At 40.1% G+C, this 15,763-nt stretch carries 15 protein-coding genes; 3 read left to right on the top strand and 12 right to left on the bottom strand.

All coding sequences use genetic code 11. The features are described from left to right. Positions 1-295 precede the first annotated feature (295 nt). The 4 genes from RIL182_RS06920 to RIL182_RS06905 all read right to left on the bottom strand — a co-directional run bounded on the left by RIL182_RS06920 (position 296) and on the right by RIL182_RS06905 (position 3,449). Positions 296-802: a low molecular weight protein-tyrosine-phosphatase gene (locus RIL182_RS06920; protein WP_082241392.1), complete on the bottom strand. Its 507-nt coding sequence runs from the start codon at positions 800-802 to the stop codon at positions 296-298. A gap of 207 nt (positions 803-1,009) precedes the next feature. Then, positions 1,010-2,251: a site-specific integrase gene (locus tag RIL182_RS06915; RefSeq protein ID WP_044999496.1), complete on the bottom strand. Its 1,242-nt coding sequence runs from the start codon at positions 2,249-2,251 to the stop codon at positions 1,010-1,012. Between the two features lie 108 nt (positions 2,252-2,359). Continuing rightward, on the bottom strand, positions 2,360-2,620 hold the full coding sequence (locus RIL182_RS06910) for an excisionase (RefSeq protein ID WP_242655634.1): 261 nt from the start codon (positions 2,618-2,620) through the stop codon (positions 2,360-2,362). Positions 2,621-3,119: 499 nt separating this feature from the next. Then, positions 3,120-3,449, bottom strand: coding sequence for a helix-turn-helix transcriptional regulator (locus tag RIL182_RS06905; protein WP_006858839.1), 330 nt, complete (start codon positions 3,447-3,449; stop codon positions 3,120-3,122). Between the two features lie 603 nt (positions 3,450-4,052). Between RIL182_RS06905 and RIL182_RS06900 the strand changes: the two genes are divergently transcribed. The 3 genes from RIL182_RS06900 to RIL182_RS06890 all read left to right on the top strand — a co-directional run bounded on the left by RIL182_RS06900 (position 4,053) and on the right by RIL182_RS06890 (position 6,314). Beyond that, positions 4,053-4,394 carry a plasmid mobilization protein gene (locus tag RIL182_RS06900; protein ID WP_044999503.1) on the top strand — a complete coding sequence of 114 codons (342 nt, stop codon included), beginning with the start codon at positions 4,053-4,055 and terminating at the stop codon, positions 4,392-4,394. After that, positions 4,343-5,746, top strand: a complete 1,404-nt coding sequence (locus RIL182_RS06895; protein WP_006858840.1) for a relaxase/mobilization nuclease domain-containing protein — start codon at positions 4,343-4,345, stop codon at positions 5,744-5,746. The genes RIL182_RS06900 and RIL182_RS06895 overlap by 52 nt, the downstream gene beginning before the upstream one ends. 220 nt (positions 5,747-5,966) lie before the next feature. Next, the gene (locus RIL182_RS06890) at positions 5,967-6,314 is read left to right on the top strand and encodes a helix-turn-helix domain-containing protein (RefSeq protein ID WP_006858841.1); all 348 of its coding nucleotides are present in this window, start codon (positions 5,967-5,969) and stop codon (positions 6,312-6,314) included. A 101-nt stretch (positions 6,315-6,415) separates the two neighbouring features. Here RIL182_RS06890 and RIL182_RS06885 read toward each other — a convergent pair whose 3' ends face one another. The 8 genes from RIL182_RS06885 to RIL182_RS06850 all read right to left on the bottom strand — a co-directional run bounded on the left by RIL182_RS06885 (position 6,416) and on the right by RIL182_RS06850 (position 15,672). Further along, entirely contained in the window at positions 6,416-6,589 is a 174-nt protein-coding gene (locus RIL182_RS06885) for a cysteine-rich KTR domain-containing protein (protein WP_044999497.1), read from the bottom strand. 98 nt (positions 6,590-6,687) lie between these two features. After that, positions 6,688-7,107: a DUF3221 domain-containing protein gene (locus RIL182_RS06880; protein WP_006858842.1), complete on the bottom strand. Its 420-nt coding sequence runs from the start codon at positions 7,105-7,107 to the stop codon at positions 6,688-6,690. A gap of 93 nt (positions 7,108-7,200) precedes the next feature. Beyond that, positions 7,201-8,457, bottom strand: coding sequence for an ABC transporter permease subunit (locus RIL182_RS06875; protein ID WP_006858843.1), 1,257 nt, complete (start codon positions 8,455-8,457; stop codon positions 7,201-7,203). Continuing rightward, positions 8,454-9,341 (bottom strand): ABC transporter ATP-binding protein, encoded by an 888-nt coding sequence (locus RIL182_RS06870; protein ID WP_006858844.1) that lies wholly within the window; start codon positions 9,339-9,341, stop codon positions 8,454-8,456. Before RIL182_RS06870 ends, RIL182_RS06875 begins: the two co-directional genes overlap by 4 nt. Before the next feature lie 127 nt (positions 9,342-9,468). Further along, positions 9,469-10,569: a sensor histidine kinase gene (locus tag RIL182_RS06865; RefSeq protein WP_172606705.1), complete on the bottom strand. Its 1,101-nt coding sequence runs from the start codon at positions 10,567-10,569 to the stop codon at positions 9,469-9,471. A 19-nt stretch (positions 10,570-10,588) separates the two neighbouring features. Next, the gene (gene vanR / locus RIL182_RS06860; protein ID WP_006858846.1) at positions 10,589-11,302 is read right to left on the bottom strand and encodes a VanR-ABDEGLN family response regulator transcription factor; all 714 of its coding nucleotides are present in this window, start codon (positions 11,300-11,302) and stop codon (positions 10,589-10,591) included. Positions 11,303-11,614: 312 nt separating this feature from the next. Beyond that, complete coding sequence (locus tag RIL182_RS06855; protein WP_006858847.1) at positions 11,615-11,821, bottom strand: transposon-transfer assisting family protein; 207 nt, start codon at positions 11,819-11,821, stop codon at positions 11,615-11,617. Positions 11,822-11,823: 2 nt separating this feature from the next. Next, entirely contained in the window at positions 11,824-15,672 is a 3,849-nt protein-coding gene (locus RIL182_RS06850; protein ID WP_044999506.1) for a YodL domain-containing protein, read from the bottom strand. Between the last annotated feature and the right edge of the window lie 91 nt (positions 15,673-15,763).

Genomic DNA, 15,763 nt, shown 5'->3' with positions numbered 1-15,763 from the left:
TTTTTTCGTACTTCTATATCTTATATTTATTCGTTGATTTATACAAGTTGTTTTCGTATTTTAATTCTATTTTCGTCTGTTTGACCAATTTTGCAAATTGATTTTTATGATTTATTCGGGTATTGACTTTTGGCGAAAATATACGAAAATATTTTTCTGTTACTTTTGGGCAATAAAAAACAGTGTCTCCTGTTCTGACCGATTCCACCCTTTCATTGTCAGATTTTGGTCTGACTGACTTTCGTGGCAGATACGGACATATATCATCGACACTGTCTTTCTCAATATTTTTTTATCAGATCTGCCCTGTTTCTTTCAAGTATGCGAGCAGTCCCTCACAACCGGAAACAACATCCTGGTAGGTCTCGTCAAACCTGCCAGAATACCATGGATCTGAAATGGATTTTCCTTTTCTTTTGGGATCTGCAGCAAAGTCCAAAAGAAGTTTTATCTTGCCATCGACATCCGGTCCCGTGATGCGTATGGTGTTTTTGATGTTGTTTGCATCTGCACAGAGCAGATAGTCATAATACCCGTAATCTTCTTTTGTTACCTGCCGTGCACGTTTTTTTGAAAAATTTGTGTATGCTGTTTTCCCTATCCCATGCTTCCTCAGCTCTGCCTGCGCCGGCGGGTAGATCGGATTGCCGGTGCCGTTCCAGATTTCTTCGCTGCTGGTGGCAGCGGAAGCGATCTCGAAGTGGGAAGTGAGGTTTTGTTTTTCCACCAGATCCTTTAGGAGGTACTCGGACATGGGGGAGCGGCAGATGTTGCCGTGGCAGATGAATAATACTTTAATCAATGCTCTAAAACTCCTTAAAACGCTGTATTTACGCCACTTCTATGATATTCTCCGGCAGAACGTATTCCGCTTTTTCTTCGCATATAGTGGCATAAATTGGTATATTTTCTCATCCAAATTTAGTAAAAATCTTAGTAAAACATCTCGATTTTCTCATTTTACTAAAGACTTTTCCACTTAGGATTTTGCTTAATTGTAACACATTTCCTATGCTTCCACACACGATAATGCAGTAACTCGGTCAATTTCGTTTTTTACATCATCAAGACCTACATGAGTGTATGTATTCAATGTTACGCCTATATCTGCATGTCCCATCAGGTATTGAAGTGTCTTAGGGTTCATTCCAGACTTAGCCATATTGCTGCAGTAAGTATGCCTACATACATGAGGTGTTACTTTTGGCAATTCCTCTTTATAGATGCTGTTGTATTTAGTTATAATATGTTCAAAATATTTTTCCCAATGCAGAGCTACCATTGGCATATCATTTTTATCCAGATAAAGGAATCCATGATACAGCTTTCCGTTCTTATCCCTGACCGTAGGCTCTATCTTTGGTCTTTTTCTCTTGGCAATAATACATTCGAAGCACTCTCTTACTTCCTTTGTCATTGGCAGAAATCTTACGCCATCTGGAGTTTTGGTGTCTTCAATAATACACTCCATATCTCTTTTTCTCTGTAACTGATGATCCACCCTTATTGTACCACTTTCAAAATCAATATCTGACTTTTGCAGACCAACAAATTCTGAAATACGCAGTCCAGTTTTGAAAAGAATATAAATGCCCTCATAATATCTGCTGAAATGTTTATCATTCTTGACAAACTCAAGTAAAGCTCTCTCCTGTTTTCTGGTTATTGCTTCTCTGGTAACACTGTCATTGACAACAACTGTTGATAGTTGAAATTCAAACGGATTCTTGCGTAAAAGTTCATCATCTACTGCCATTTGAAAAGCCGGTCTGACAACTCCCCGTATGCTGTGAATAGAACTGTATCCTCTGCCATCTGCCTGTAACTTAATCAACCATTCTTTCGCATCAGACAATTTAATGGTATCAATACGCTTCTGCCCAAAATCCTCTTTCGCAATAATATTGATTACAAAATTGTAATTAGCTTGTGTATTATGGCGAACCCCTGTCTTTTGTCTAATGTACTTTTTTACCAGTTCAAGGACTGTCAAATTGCCCCCATAAGGAGTAATGCAATCCTCTATTTCTCTTAGGACAATTTTTTCTTTTTCTCGAAGTGACTGACAAGGTCTACGTCCGACTGGCAAGGAATCTGTCGGCTCCAGTTTCCAGCTATACAAGAATTTCTGCTTTCCATAACAATCTGTATATACAAACGCATATCTTCCGTCTGCTCTTTGGCTTTCTCCGTTACGCAAAATACGACCCTTTTTATCTCGTCTTTTCTGGTCACGTTTTCTTTCGTTCAAACGCCTTCGCTCCTTTCCACGAAGAAACCCTAGCACGATAGGACAATTATATCATACCAAGCTTTCTTTTTCCACTTTAAAGTATTAAATTATCTTTGTTTTTTTCAATCAAAGGGATGTAATCTGATTAAGAAAAGTTTCAAATTTTTGTCTATTTATCAATGATTTATTCCCCACCTGAACCGTAAAACAATATTCCGTATTCATATTCTCTGCAATTAATGATCTTATCTTCTTTTCTCCAATCCCAAAATACTGTACTGCTTCATCTACAGTCAGCATATACTTTTCCCATATCGGCACAGACATTTTGCCTGCTGTTATATTTGTATTTATCGCCAACACCTCCATTTCTCTAATTCTCTGCATGACTTTATCTGCCCATGACAACCACGAAAACTTTTCCCGGCTCTCATCAGCAGACAAATTTTTTAAATACAGTACAGGTGGCAGCTCATTACACCGCCCACATCGGTATCGCACCGTCAATCCTTGTTGACCGGAAATCTCCAGAAGTATCATTATTAAAAATATGTATCATCGCCCTGTGCAACTGCTTCACTTTTTGCCAGACATTTATCGCTCCTTGTCTTTACTTCAATACCCTATTTCAGCATTTCTTCGTATAAGAACCTTCCTTATTTGTATAGGAAAGCAGACAGCTCTTGGCGTGTCCGCATAGTGGCTCCACATATTCCACACGTCCTGTACGCATTTGTCTATAAAATTGTCAAGGTACACTTACAGGCTCACGCCTGTATTTTGGATAAAATCAACTTCGGACTTATCAGTCCAAAAAGCACATAAGCCACTTCCGTCTGCTATGAACGGTGTTGTAAAAATTATGTGCTTTACAAGAATGACAAGTTTAGAGTTCCAGTTTATCCGGTCCATACTTGCGGATAAGCTGAAATAAAACTTTTTTATGTATTCCATCTGCCAACTCATACATTTCATGCAAAACTTTCAATTCAAGTGGTGTTAATGTATTCATATATGGTTTGTAATTATCCCCAACAAAAATCCCACCATCTCCTCCCTGTCTTGTATAGATTGGAAAACCAAGAGATAAAGCCTGAATATCATTTTGTATCGTGCGAATGGTAACATTAAATTCTTCTGCCAATTCTTTCGCCGTGATGCGACGTCTAACCATCAGAATACTAATTATTTCAGCTCTGCGATCTGCTGTATTCATGCTTTACCTCCTTTCTGTAAATTCTCCTATCTCATTGTAAAAAATGAACCGGAAAAAACCTTTCATATTCAGATAAGCTTTTTCTCCTAATCGCTTTCGATACAATCAGGGCTTCCTTTTACATATCCAAAAGTTCCTATCTCCTCCGCTTTCTCTTATTGACTTTGCTATTTTCTGTTGCTAAAATCTTTTATGGATAAAATCATAAATTTATAAAAACACTCAAACTGCTATGGAGCTTCACGGGCATCTCTTGCCTGCAATAAGCCATAGCAGTTTTTTATTGCTTATGCCAATAGCTCTACAAAGCCGGACCGCATAAAGGCAGTCCAAAAATGGACAATAATGTCCTTATGTGTTGTGGAACACTCGCTTAAGCTCGTACAACACGCAAATTCCCTACGGGAAATTTGCCAAAGATAGCAAGCACTGCCTGTGTTCCCTCACAGGCACCATTTCCACAAGTTCCTGTCATTCAGAAACTTGATAAAATTGGCTTGCAATGGGCATATCCCCCTGACCCCCTTTCAAAGACAAAACACACCGCCGGATACGGCATATTTCAAAATCTTCTATATAAATATGGAAAGGAAAGATACTACAATGGCGAACAGAGAAAGACAAAATGAATTGAAAATCTACCTCAGTGATGACGAGCAATACATCTTGCAGCAAAAATGGAAAGCCTCCAGCATGAAAAGCAAATCTGCATTTATCCGGCATCTGATTTTGTACGGCTATGTATACGATGTGAACTACGAACACCTGCGGGAATATAACACCACTCTCGCCCGGATTGGCAACAATCTGAACCAGATTACCAAGCGTATGAATGCCACTGGTAATGTCTATGAAGCCGATGTAAAAGAAGTAAAGGAGCTGATGAAACAGGTATGGCAATCACAAAAATCCATGCTATCAAAGCAACCGTCCATAAAGCAGTAAACTATATCTGCAACCCTGCGAAAACTGATGAAAGTATCCTCATTTCTTCCTTTGGGTGCAGTCCGGAAACCGCTGCCTTTGACTTCAAATTTACCCTGTCAAAGACCAATCAGGCAGACCCGAACAAAGCCTTTCATCTGATACAGGCTTTTGCTCCGGGAGAGGTAGCTTATAAAGAAGCACACCAGATTGGCCTAGAGCTTGCCGACAAACTGTTAGAGGGGAAATATTCTTACATCGTTTCCACTCACATCGACAAAGGACACGTTCACAACCACATCATTTTCTGTGCTGCAGATAATGTAAATCACGAAAAATATCATGACTGTAAACAGACCTATTACCATATCCGTCGCATGAATGATGAGCTGTGTTCCGAACATCAATTGTCCGTCATTTCTCCCACAAACCAGCGAGGTAAAAGCTACAAGGAATGGTCATCCGGCAGGAACAGAACTTCATGGAAAAACAAGCTCAAACAGGACATTGATGAAACGATCCAGACCGCCGACACCTATGAGGAGTGCATTGAACTGATACGGGCAAAAGGCTATGAAATCAAAGGCGAATCCTTTGGAGAAAACACCTTAAAATACATCTCCTTCCGTCCTCTTGACCGGGAGCATTTTGTCCGTGGCAGTGTCAAATCTTTAGGTGCAGAATACACCAAAGAGAAGATTAAGGAACGGATTGAAACAAAGGCTCTGGAACAACCTCAAAAGCGTGTCCCATTCCCTGCCCGGAAGAAACCACTTATCAAGGACTATTCCTCCAAAAAGCTCATTGACACATCGGAAGAAAAGTTCACGCAAAGTCCCGGTCTACAACACTGGGCAACGATTGAAAATCTGAAAATTGCCGCCAGCAGTTACAGCAATGCAGGATCTATTTCCGAGCTTGAAAAACAGATTGAAAGCAAATCTATTCTGTCAAAAACCGCACGAAGCAGCCTTGTGGAAACGGAACGCCAGTTAAAAGATTTAGGACAGGTATTGAAGTACGCTGAGCAGTATCAGACCAATCATATCTATCACATCCGTTACCGGAAATCGAAAGACCCGGACGCTTACCTCCGCCGCCATGAAACAGAGCTTCTGCTTCATGACGGTGCTGAAAATATGCTGAAACGCTTTGACATCAACTTAAAAAATCTTGATATCGATAAGCTCCGCAGTGATTACAATGCCCTGTATACCAAAAAAGAATCCTTGCAAAAAACCTATAAATCTGCTGAAAAAGATATTCAATCCCTCAACCGAAAACTGGATAATCTGAACCAGTATCTTGACCGGGTTCCGAATCAGGAACAGACCTTAAACCGCAAGCCGGAAAAGGACTCCACCATGCTCTGATTTCTCCATCAAAAAAGGTGTACCGCATTGAAGTTTTTTACTTCTTTGCGATACACCTTGATGTGTGTAATAATCCGTTGCAATATTTCTTTCCACTATTCTTTTCCTATACAATTTAATGTATTTTCTTTTCATGTATTGTACTCCATATTTATACTGTATTTTGTTGCAATTCACGTCATTCAATATGTAATGTAAACTACTATTGAGGTGAATTATAATGCAGGACATAAAACAATTACTTGCCATCGCAGTGCGTGAAGCACGCACAGAACTCGGACTTTCACAGGAAAAACTGGCTGAAACTCTTAATTTAGATACTCGCACCATACTTAACATCGAAGCTGGGCGTGGCAATCCCAAATTCGAAAAGCTGTATCCTTTAATTACATATCTGAAGATACCAGCTGATAAGATTTTCTATCCCGCCAACACAAACCAGCGGCCAAATCTCCAAAAGCTCTTAACCCTACTGAACGACTGCACGGAACAGGAAGCTGCGGATTTATTACCTATGGTTCGTTATTTACTTGACGTGCTTCGTAAGCAAGACCATCCCACTCTGTAAGAAAGCCAATAGACTCCTTGTGAATCTATTGGTTTTCTTGTTCTAAAAAAGAAAAGCCGATGAACTGTGGGTAATTCCCCACAAATTCATCGGCTCTGCGTCTAAGCGTCTGGCTCTTTGATGACTTTAACTTGTAAATTTTTAACTTCAATCAAACTTTCCTTTTTGCACTTTGGGCAAAACAGTGGAAAATTCGTTAAAACTGTATCTTTTCTAATTCTGTCACGTGTTTTACTATCGCAAATAGGGCAGCGTATCCATTCCCTATTTTCCATATCCGTACCTCCATAAATGTTTTATTTTCCATCTCGAAAAGCGGGAAGTTGTTGCAACCCGTATTTAATGTTTTTCTATAGGATAGTATCCTTCTGGATTAAAGTTCATCATCCAGTAATTGAATTTGTTCAACTTGTGTTATTTGCATTGGATAAGTTTCCATAATCTCGCCCGCAAAGGTAATTGCTATCTTATCGCCAGTGTCTAAATCGCTAAATGCAATATCCGTGTACCGCCAAATAATTTCTGTTTCTTTTTCTATACCGAAAACAAATTCCCCTCTAAAATTTATATCATTAACATCCATTCCCGTTACTGTTACTGTGTCCTCTGTAATCTCTGAAATCGTAGCATAGAATGTTTGAGTAATGATGGCTGGTTCGGCATTTTCATAGCGGATATAGGCTGTTCTATAGCCTATATAAAAAAATATACCCGCAATTATTACACCTCCAATAATCAAAGATATTATGTGCGAAATCTTACTTTTTTTCATCAACAATGCCACAATAATCATATTTTACTGTACTCAAAAATCATAACATACCTGCTTTGCGAATTTTTTCGTTGGTCGTCATCCAGCAGAAGTTCTTTTTCTTTTGTGGTAATTCTAAGCGACCTGATGCTTTTTCCAAGCCCTTCGTGCAAACGGGATACACACAAGCATAATCACCGCATATACAATCATCCGAACAGTCACTATGTCAAAAGTCATTCCACCCAGTGGATAGCCGAAATAGCCAATGAACTCATCTGAGAACACAGGCTGTGTTGCTCGATATGGCAGCAATACAAGAATGCGGTTCCAGATTCCACTTGTCTCACTGATACCAAGGAACATCGGAAGTATACTGACGAGGATAATCATTACTAGAACCGGGACGGACGATTTCATTTTAGCTGACAGCAACAACGTAAAAGAAACCATCCCCAGCAGAATGAGATACAGTGTGGCAACTGCAATCAGTGCTGCACTCAGTAGAGACATCCGATACGGGGCAATACTGCTTAACACCTGAATAGGCAAATTCCATCCATCCACACCAAAGGCAGCAAGCTGAATCCCACAGCCGACCAGAATGAACAGTGTGAACGCTGACAGGCTATATACAAAAGCAGCAAAAATTTTGGCTTTTACCAGTTTGGATTTTCCATATCGAGAAGATAGAATCACACTTGCCGCACCGGATTGATACTCGCCAGAAAAGGTTCCTGATACGCAAATACAGATACCCAATATTCCGACAACAAACAGTTCCATGCAGCTTAACAGCAGTTTCCAGCCTGCGTGATAGCCGTATTCGTAAGGTGTCTTAACAGATGAAACCCGATTCTGCCAGAACGCCTTTTCGCTGTCAGAAAAATTCCAGTCTGCATAAGAATAGTTCAGCATTGTGCTGACCTTTTTATCACGGGCAGCATAAAAATCCACCCCATCCTCAAGGTTCATATTTGTAATAGCCGAAAAAGAGGAATCATAAGTAGATGCTGCAACATAATTGCCATTGATTAACTTCCAATAGTCGATGTATGGGAAGAAATGCTTAAAATACGCCGTCTTACTCAGTGCCTTTGTGTCTGAATCCTGTGAGACATTTGCGGGGTCATCAAACAGGGCTTGATATGCCGCAATATCAGATGTAATCCGCTCATTGGTTAATTCGCCAGCATAGGCATTTTCAAAGTCCCTTTCCATGGCGATTGCAGCAGTTCCCATGATCTGTTCTCCCTCGGTGTTCAATACGATAAATTGCTTTACCGGGAGAGCGAACAGCAGACCAACCAAAACCAGACAAACAGCAATCACAATGATATTCATTCTTTTTTTAGCCAGTTTCTTAAACTCTAAAACAAATAATGTTTTCATCTCTCATCCCTCCTTACTTCTTCATCTTCAAAGTGATACAAGTATATGTCATCCAGCGTGGGAACAACATTGACGGCTCCCGAAATCGGCTGGGTATCGCTTACGATTCGGAGCGATACTTCATTACCTGCTTCATGGTGCAGGTTCACAATACGAAAGCGTTCACTCATCTTGTCGATTTGCGCTTGATGAAGTCTACATTCCCAAACCTTTCCATCCATACTGTGAATCGCTTCTTCGGTTGGACAGTTCAAAATTAGACAGCCGCCCTTCATCATCAGAATATCGTCTGCAATATAATCAATATCCGAAACAATATGTGTTGACAGAATTACAATTTTGTCCTTTGCCAACTCTGCAATCAAATTGCGGAACCGCATTCTTTCCTTGGGATCAAGACCTGCGGTCGGCTCATCCAAAACAAGGATTTTGGGATTGTTGATTACTGCCTGAGCGATTCCAAGCCGTTGTTTCATCCCACCCGAAAAGGTACGGATTTTCTTAGCTGCCACATCAGACAAATTTACCGTTTCTAAAACCTGTGCCACATTCTTTTTAGCCTTTTTACCCTCAAGACCTTTTACTGCAGCAATAAACTCTAAATATTCTTTTGCAGTAAAATCCGGATAATACCCAAAGTCCTGTGGCAAATAACCGAGAAGATTACGATAGTTATCTTCCAATCGATTAATATCTTCTCCGTCATATAAAATCCTGCCAGATGTCGGTTTTAAAATATTGCATACCATACGCATCAAAGTTGTCTTTCCGGCACCATTAGCACCAAGTAAACCATATACCCCCGGCTGCAGCGTGACGGAAATATTACTTACTGCGCTTTTCGTACCAAATCGTTTGTTTAATTCTTCAATAGATAATTCCATTTCAAATCTCCTTTCCAAAAAAGCCAGACTGCTTTCAATATTTATTCTACTGAAAACAGTCTGGCTTTGTATTAAATTCAAGATGTTAATTTCCTAAGATTTGATAAAGGATTTCGTTAAATTTTCCTCATAGTTGAATTTTTGCATCCGGCAAAGTAATCGTAAATGTTGTTTTTCGTTCTTGGCTTTCCACTGCAATCGTTCCTCCATGCAAAACAATAATATTTTTTGCAATTGCCAGACCCAGACCAGCTCCTCCGGTATTTCCCTGCCTTGCTTCATCTGCCCGGTAAAATTTTTCAAATATATGAGCTTGCTGTTCCGGCAAAATAGTATCACCTGTATTTGAAACATTGATAATTGCATTCTCTTTTTGATAATATACCGAAATGGTAATGACTGAACCTCTATCACTGTAAGCCACTGCATTTTTCAGCACATTCTGAAAGGCTCTTGCGAGATAATTTGCATCCCCTCTGATTTGTACATCTTCTGCCATTAAAATTTCTACTTCTACATGACTTGCCTGTAATTGTGGTGTAAATTCATCTACGAGTTGTATCAACATATAGTGAAGGTCAATATTAGTTTTTGAAAGTGTAATTTCAGATTGACGGAAACGTGTAATTTCAAAAAACTCGTTAATCAGCTTTTCAAGACGCATCGCTTTATCTAAACCGACACGAATACATTTTTCCCGTTGTTCACGGTTCATTCCCTTATTTTCATCTAAAATACTTAAATAGCCAATAACAGAAGTCAGCGGTGTTTTTAGATCATGTGCCAGATATAGAATAAGCTCATCTCTTTTCTGCTCAGCAAGCTCCGCCTCTGCACGCTGCTGTTCCAATGTACTCTGTACAGTCTGTAAATTTTTCTCTACAAAACGCATCTCTTTGGGCATGGAGATCAACTTATGCTCTGAACTTAAAAGTGCATTAATCCCCTTATTTATCGAATCAAAGTATTTTCCAAACCATGTAAGAGAAAAGTGAAACAGAATAAGAAAAATAACCATCATTGCAAGGAGCATAAATTCCCCCCAATGATTTCGGAAAATTGCTTCGTACATGGTATAAGCCTTATCATAATCCATTCCCGGCAGAAAAGAAAAAAGGGTTATTGTCCATACTCCTATTTTTCCTCTTAGGAAATTATAAAGAAACAATACGGCAATACTGGAAACTGCAATCATTATAATCAACTGATAGAATACTTTTCGCTTCATTCTTGAATAATCGTTTTTTTCAGCTTTCAACTTTATACCCCACTCCCCATATTGTTTTAATATATCGTGGTTCTTCTGTTGTATCTCCCATTTTTTCCCGCAAATGTCGTATATGAACCGTAATCGTATTGCTGTTTTTATCATAAAACTCATCTGGCCAGACTGACCTAAAAAGTTCCTCTGACATTACAGCCAAACCCTTTTTCTCACAAAGAGTTTGTAATATTTTGAACTCTGTAGGAGTTAATTCTACTGATGTACCATCTACTATACATACATGAGCACTTATATTCATAACTAAACCATTGCTGGTTGTTATAATTGTTTCCTTCCCTTCGGAATCCATTGGCTCCGAAAAACTATTATATTTTTTGTATCTTCTAAGTTGTGCTTTTACCCTCGCCATAAGTGCCAATGGCTTGAAAGGTTTTGTAACATAATCATCTGCTCCAAGTGTCAATCCTGTAATTGTATCAACTTCTCCATCTTTAGCAGTAAGCATAATAACCGGGTATGTGTATTTTTCTCGAATTTTCTTACAAATCTGAAATCCATCTATATCCGGAAGCATGACGTCTAAAATTGCAAGATCAAGTTTTTCAGACTCAATATACTCTAATGCACTCTGTGCGGTATAGGATTTGTAAACTGTATAATTCTCATTTTGCAGATACATTTCAATTAAATCTGCAATTTCACTTTCATCATCAACAACAAGAACTTTATAGCTCATGATTCCCCATCCTCTTCTTTAATGTTTTAAAATCATTGTACCAAATCTGCGACAAGAGATGTATAATTTTCTGCATGAGAATTTATTAAGATTTTCCTTATGCCACATCATTGTACGAAAAAACGGACAGATGATATACACCTCCCGTCCCGCTAATGAAATATTTAGATTAGGTCATTACCTATGCCTTCCCACTGCTCAATATTATTATTGTATAACCGCTTTATTTTGCAAGTACTTTATATTACATTTTAAAACAAAAAACAAGTGGCGGAGCACAGCACATCCGCCATGCCCTGCCACCTATCCATTTTAATCTGCTGCTACAAATTCCAGTTCTGCAAATTCTACATCTGATATACTATCTAACTTTCCAAGCACTCTTGATACCAATTCCACCATCTCCTCATCATCCAAATGTTCTCTCACATCACGGATATTATGAATAACCTTTTTCCTGCTCTTATCTTCAAAAATGCTGATTAAATTGCTTTCCTCTACGGTAAATTTTGTATTCATCCCTACATCTCCCTTTGCTTATTCTTCATGTTTTCCTGCGTATCCTGTGACTGTCCTGCTATCTGTGCCTTTTTCTCGTCAAGACGAGCTTTCAGAGAAGTTCTTGCGGCAGGCTGATTCTGCTCTTTTCGGGCAGCTTCTTTCTGTGATTTTTCTGCACCATTATTCAGCACATTGTCAATCATGTTGTAATTCTGTTCTTCCAGTTCCTCAATCTTAGCAAGTGGCTTATATTCTGCCAGTTTTTCCAGAAGTTCTTTTGCCCGGTCTGCTTCCTCTGGCACAGCTCCTTCAGATATGATTGCTTTCAGCCAGTCTGTCAGATGTTCTGTATCTCCCTGCCGGATTCTCTCTGCCAGTTCCGATACATTTTCCGTCATGTTCCGGGTACTGTCATGGTAAAGAATCGTATCATAATCATAAGAAAGACGGTCAAATACAACCGCAAGCTGTTCTGCAGGTGACAAATCCGCTATACGCATCTCCCAAACCTTTGCTTCCATTTCTTCCGACATAACGCCCTCAATCTCCATATTCGGGAACTTCGCCACCAGTTCTGTAACTACTGCCATCGCTTTTGGTTCATTCTTGATCCTCGGTATATGCTCTAAAATTTCCAAATCAATCCCTCTGCCGGACAACAAATCAATCTCATCATCCATATAGCTTTCTTCTCCCGGTCTGTGAACGTGAATACCGATTGCAGGGATACCATTTATTCGCTCCGGCGGTATCTGCCTCCAGATTGCAGCCGCTTCTTCCACCGTAGGAATGTTCTCATAAAATTCGCCCAGATTGTGAAATTCACTGCACTCTGCCACTGTCAGAGTTACTTCGACCTCATTTTCTTTCAGCTCCGACTTTTGGACATCGTGTCCAGAAGTCTGCTGAATCTGCTGTGCCGTTTCCTGTTGCCTTGCTTCCCTGACACCTGTAAGATACTCTTCCACCGGTGGCAAATAAGTTTCCAGTGTTCCGGTACGCTGTGCGGTAATCGGGTTAATATCCACTTTCACATCTCCAATATGAAGTCCGTCCTCATTAAAAACATCAAACAGCACATCTTCTCTCTCGTTGCCAGATAGTTCCACTACCACATCAAGGTCTGAACTTTCCTGTTCCAGTCCCCTGCAACGACTTCCTACAACAGCAACATCAACAATAATCGCATCCATGCCGTATTCATCAAGTTTTGCCTGCACATGACATTTTATGGTTTCCTCTATTTCTGCCGGGTTCAGCTCGCTGATGTCGTGAAATAACTCATCAGTTTTTGCCTTAAAATCTGCCACAACACTGCTCTGCGTGTTCTCCGGCACAATATGATTTGCTTCCTCTACTTTTTCCATCAATTTCTCATAATCAATCGGTATCAGCTTATCATCCCTTTGGATATTTCCTTTTGCCCCATTGTAATCCGGCTGTGACTTCAAATCTTCCACAATATCATCCAAGGCTTCTCTAATTGTCACTTCTGGATTATCATATACTCCGCCGTCAATCTCTTTATAACCCGTACCTATTATCGAATAATCATAGCCACCCTCGGTTTCCTGAATACTGATATAACGGTCTGCAATCGAAAAAGCAATCTCCGTTTCCTTTCCGTTTTCTAAAGATTTTTTCATATCTGCAAGCACCTGTTCCGCTTCATCGCCAAGATCAATGATTTCATCTTCATTTATTTCTGGTACTGGCTTTTGGACATCATATCCAGAAGTGTCCTGCACTTCTTCCTTTTCCGATATCTGCTCCCGCAAAAAATCCGGTATTTCCGTATATCCAAAAGAATCCACAAAATGAGCCGTATTCTGTCCGTTCTGATGAAGCAGCACTATATCGCTGACAGATAGCGAATGTCCTCTGAAATCTTCTGGGTGGTCAAGGTTGAATTTTTCAAAGATTGCTTCTAAAGTTGCCCCTTGTGTCTGTCTTTGCAGTTCAGATAATTCGCCCACATATACAAGCGTATAATTCTCCGGTTTAATGGCATCAAAATTATCTTTTGTAATGCCCATACGTTTTAAGGATTCCGTCCCCTCAAACCGAAGATGTTTCAACTCCGGTTCATGCTTTAACTGATAGATTCCATACATATCTGAGGTGCTATGCAAAAGCTGTTCTTCTTTTCCGGCGGCACTCTTCTCCAATTCTGCAAACATAGAACGCAGCTTCTTTTCATTTTCCCAATCGCCCTTTTCAATCCCGAAAATTCCGTCATGCTCTAATATTTGTTTTCTGTCATCTACCGTAGTTTCCGCACCATCTGCATGAAGTAAATATATAGGAAAATCATGGTCAAACAGTTCTAATGCCCTCTCTTGTGTCAATGGCAGCATTGCATTCCATGTATAGCCATATTCCCTCATTTCCGATAAACCAATCATCGGATCAGGCAGTGCATCTAGCTCTGCCCGTGCATCAATTATGGTAAGAGCTACATTGTTAGGACTGTTTTCTTCCATAAATGCCAGCTTTTCTGCAAGTTCTCTCGTTTTATCCATATCATCCAGCTTATATGCGTAATTCACGATAAGGTTACGTTCATCGGCAGTAAAAATAGTTTTCTCTGCTTCTAATTGATTGATAAACTGCTCTGCCTGCCCCATAACAAATAAATTGGTGTCTATCGACTGCTCCATTCTTACCTTTACATCAATCAGCTCGTTCGTATCCACGTTATAGCGGACATCCAAGTGGTATTCCTCCACTTCTTCCGTCTGCTCGTTGCCAAGCTCTGTAGTCCATGCTCCTTTGCTCTCCAGATAAGACAGTATGTTTAATTTATCTTCCTCGCTCATGGAAGAAAGAGCCGACATAAGTTCTTCCCTGTCCATCCCCCGAACACTGACAAGGCTATACTCTGTGAATTTTTCATTATGTATCAGCAAAATGCTCTCTTTGCTCTGTTCCTGCTCCATTTCACGATTAAGCTGTAGTTCCTGCAATGCTCCCTCAATCCCCGTAATCAGCTCCGATGCAATCCTACGAATTGTATCAAGAGAATTTTTCAGTTCTTTCATATCCCTGCCGCTGCTCCAGCCTGCAATATATCCGAAAGAATACTCCGAGGTATCTATTCCGAAGTGCTGACACACGGTAAATGCCACACTCTCCGCTTCCACCTCTTTTGTATTCCTGTCTTTTGCCGGAACGTCCATGCTCTGATTAACTTCCTTATCATGCAGCATGGAATGAGCCACCTCATGCACCATTGTTTTTAAGGTCTGGCTCTCACTCATATTTTTCTGCACGGCAATCCTCTTTTCTACCGTATCAAAATATCCTTTGGAATCGCCGGGAATCTCCTCAAAACTGACAGGAACAGGAAAAACATTCATGAGTGCCTGTACAAAATCCTCATATCCCTCCACCGTAGATAAAAGTTCCTGTGCTTCCAATTCTGGAATAGGCTTGCCGTCTGTCTGGGACACATCAAAAACGGATACGGCACGAAAAGCAGGGATTGTGACCTCTGTTTCTTCTTTCTGCGGCATCCCATTTTCATCAAACATCATTTCTCCGGTCACAGGGTCTAACTTGTCCCTTTCCTCTTTGATTTTATACGGAGCAGGGGCAAGAATACGGATTGCTTTTTCTCCCTTATTGACATGACGTTCAAAATTCTTCTGCCATGCCTTGTACCCGGCCACAAGCGTAGCTTCCGGCTTCTGCAAGGCAATCAGCAGAGTGTTATTAAAACTGTAATTGTGAAATTTCGACATGGTGCTGAGATAGCTTTTGTACTTTTCACTCTCGAAAAGTTCCTTTAGACCCGCTTCCAATCTGTCCGTTATCTCTTTGACTTTTTGCTTTTCTGTCATCTGAACTTTTGTATTTTCATCTGCCATAATTCTATTTTCCTTTCTTTTTTCCATAATCGAGTAGGAGGGAAATCTGAGTGATTTCCCGACCTCTCACACCACCGTGCGTACCGTTCGG

The organism is Roseburia intestinalis L1-82, assembly GCF_900537995.1.
Classification (GTDB): Bacteria; Bacillota; Clostridia; order Lachnospirales; family Lachnospiraceae; genus Roseburia; species Roseburia intestinalis.
The sequence above is the reverse complement of the archived record's forward strand: the minus strand, read 5'-3'. Positions and strand labels throughout refer to the sequence as shown.

Coding starts and splice junctions, on each gene's coding strand:
- RIL182_RS06885 (WP_044999497.1), bottom strand. CDS start 6,589: ATGGAAAATAGGGAATGGATACGCTGCCCTATTTGCGATAGTAAAACA.
- RIL182_RS06900 (WP_044999503.1), top strand. CDS start 4,053: ATGGCGAACAGAGAAAGACAAAATGAATTGAAAATCTACCTCAGTGAT.
- RIL182_RS06880 (WP_006858842.1), bottom strand. CDS start 7,107: ATGATTATTGTGGCATTGTTGATGAAAAAAAGTAAGATTTCGCACATA.
- vanR (WP_006858846.1), bottom strand. CDS start 11,302: ATGAGCTATAAAGTTCTTGTTGTTGATGATGAAAGTGAAATTGCAGAT.
- RIL182_RS06895 (WP_006858840.1), top strand. CDS start 4,343: ATGGCAATCACAAAAATCCATGCTATCAAAGCAACCGTCCATAAAGCA.
- RIL182_RS06890 (WP_006858841.1), top strand. CDS start 5,967: ATGCAGGACATAAAACAATTACTTGCCATCGCAGTGCGTGAAGCACGC.
- RIL182_RS06865 (WP_172606705.1), bottom strand. CDS start 10,569: ATGAAGCGAAAAGTATTCTATCAGTTGATTATAATGATTGCAGTTTCC.
- RIL182_RS06855 (WP_006858847.1), bottom strand. CDS start 11,821: ATGAATACAAAATTTACCGTAGAGGAAAGCAATTTAATCAGCATTTTT.
- RIL182_RS06910 (WP_242655634.1), bottom strand. CDS start 2,620: ATGCAGAGAATTAGAGAAATGGAGGTGTTGGCGATAAATACAAATATA.
- RIL182_RS06875 (WP_006858843.1), bottom strand. CDS start 8,457: ATGAAAACATTATTTGTTTTAGAGTTTAAGAAACTGGCTAAAAAAAGA.
- RIL182_RS06905 (WP_006858839.1), bottom strand. CDS start 3,449: ATGAATACAGCAGATCGCAGAGCTGAAATAATTAGTATTCTGATGGTT.
- RIL182_RS06850 (WP_044999506.1), bottom strand. CDS start 15,672: ATGGCAGATGAAAATACAAAAGTTCAGATGACAGAAAAGCAAAAAGTC.
- RIL182_RS06870 (WP_006858844.1), bottom strand. CDS start 9,341: ATGGAATTATCTATTGAAGAATTAAACAAACGATTTGGTACGAAAAGC.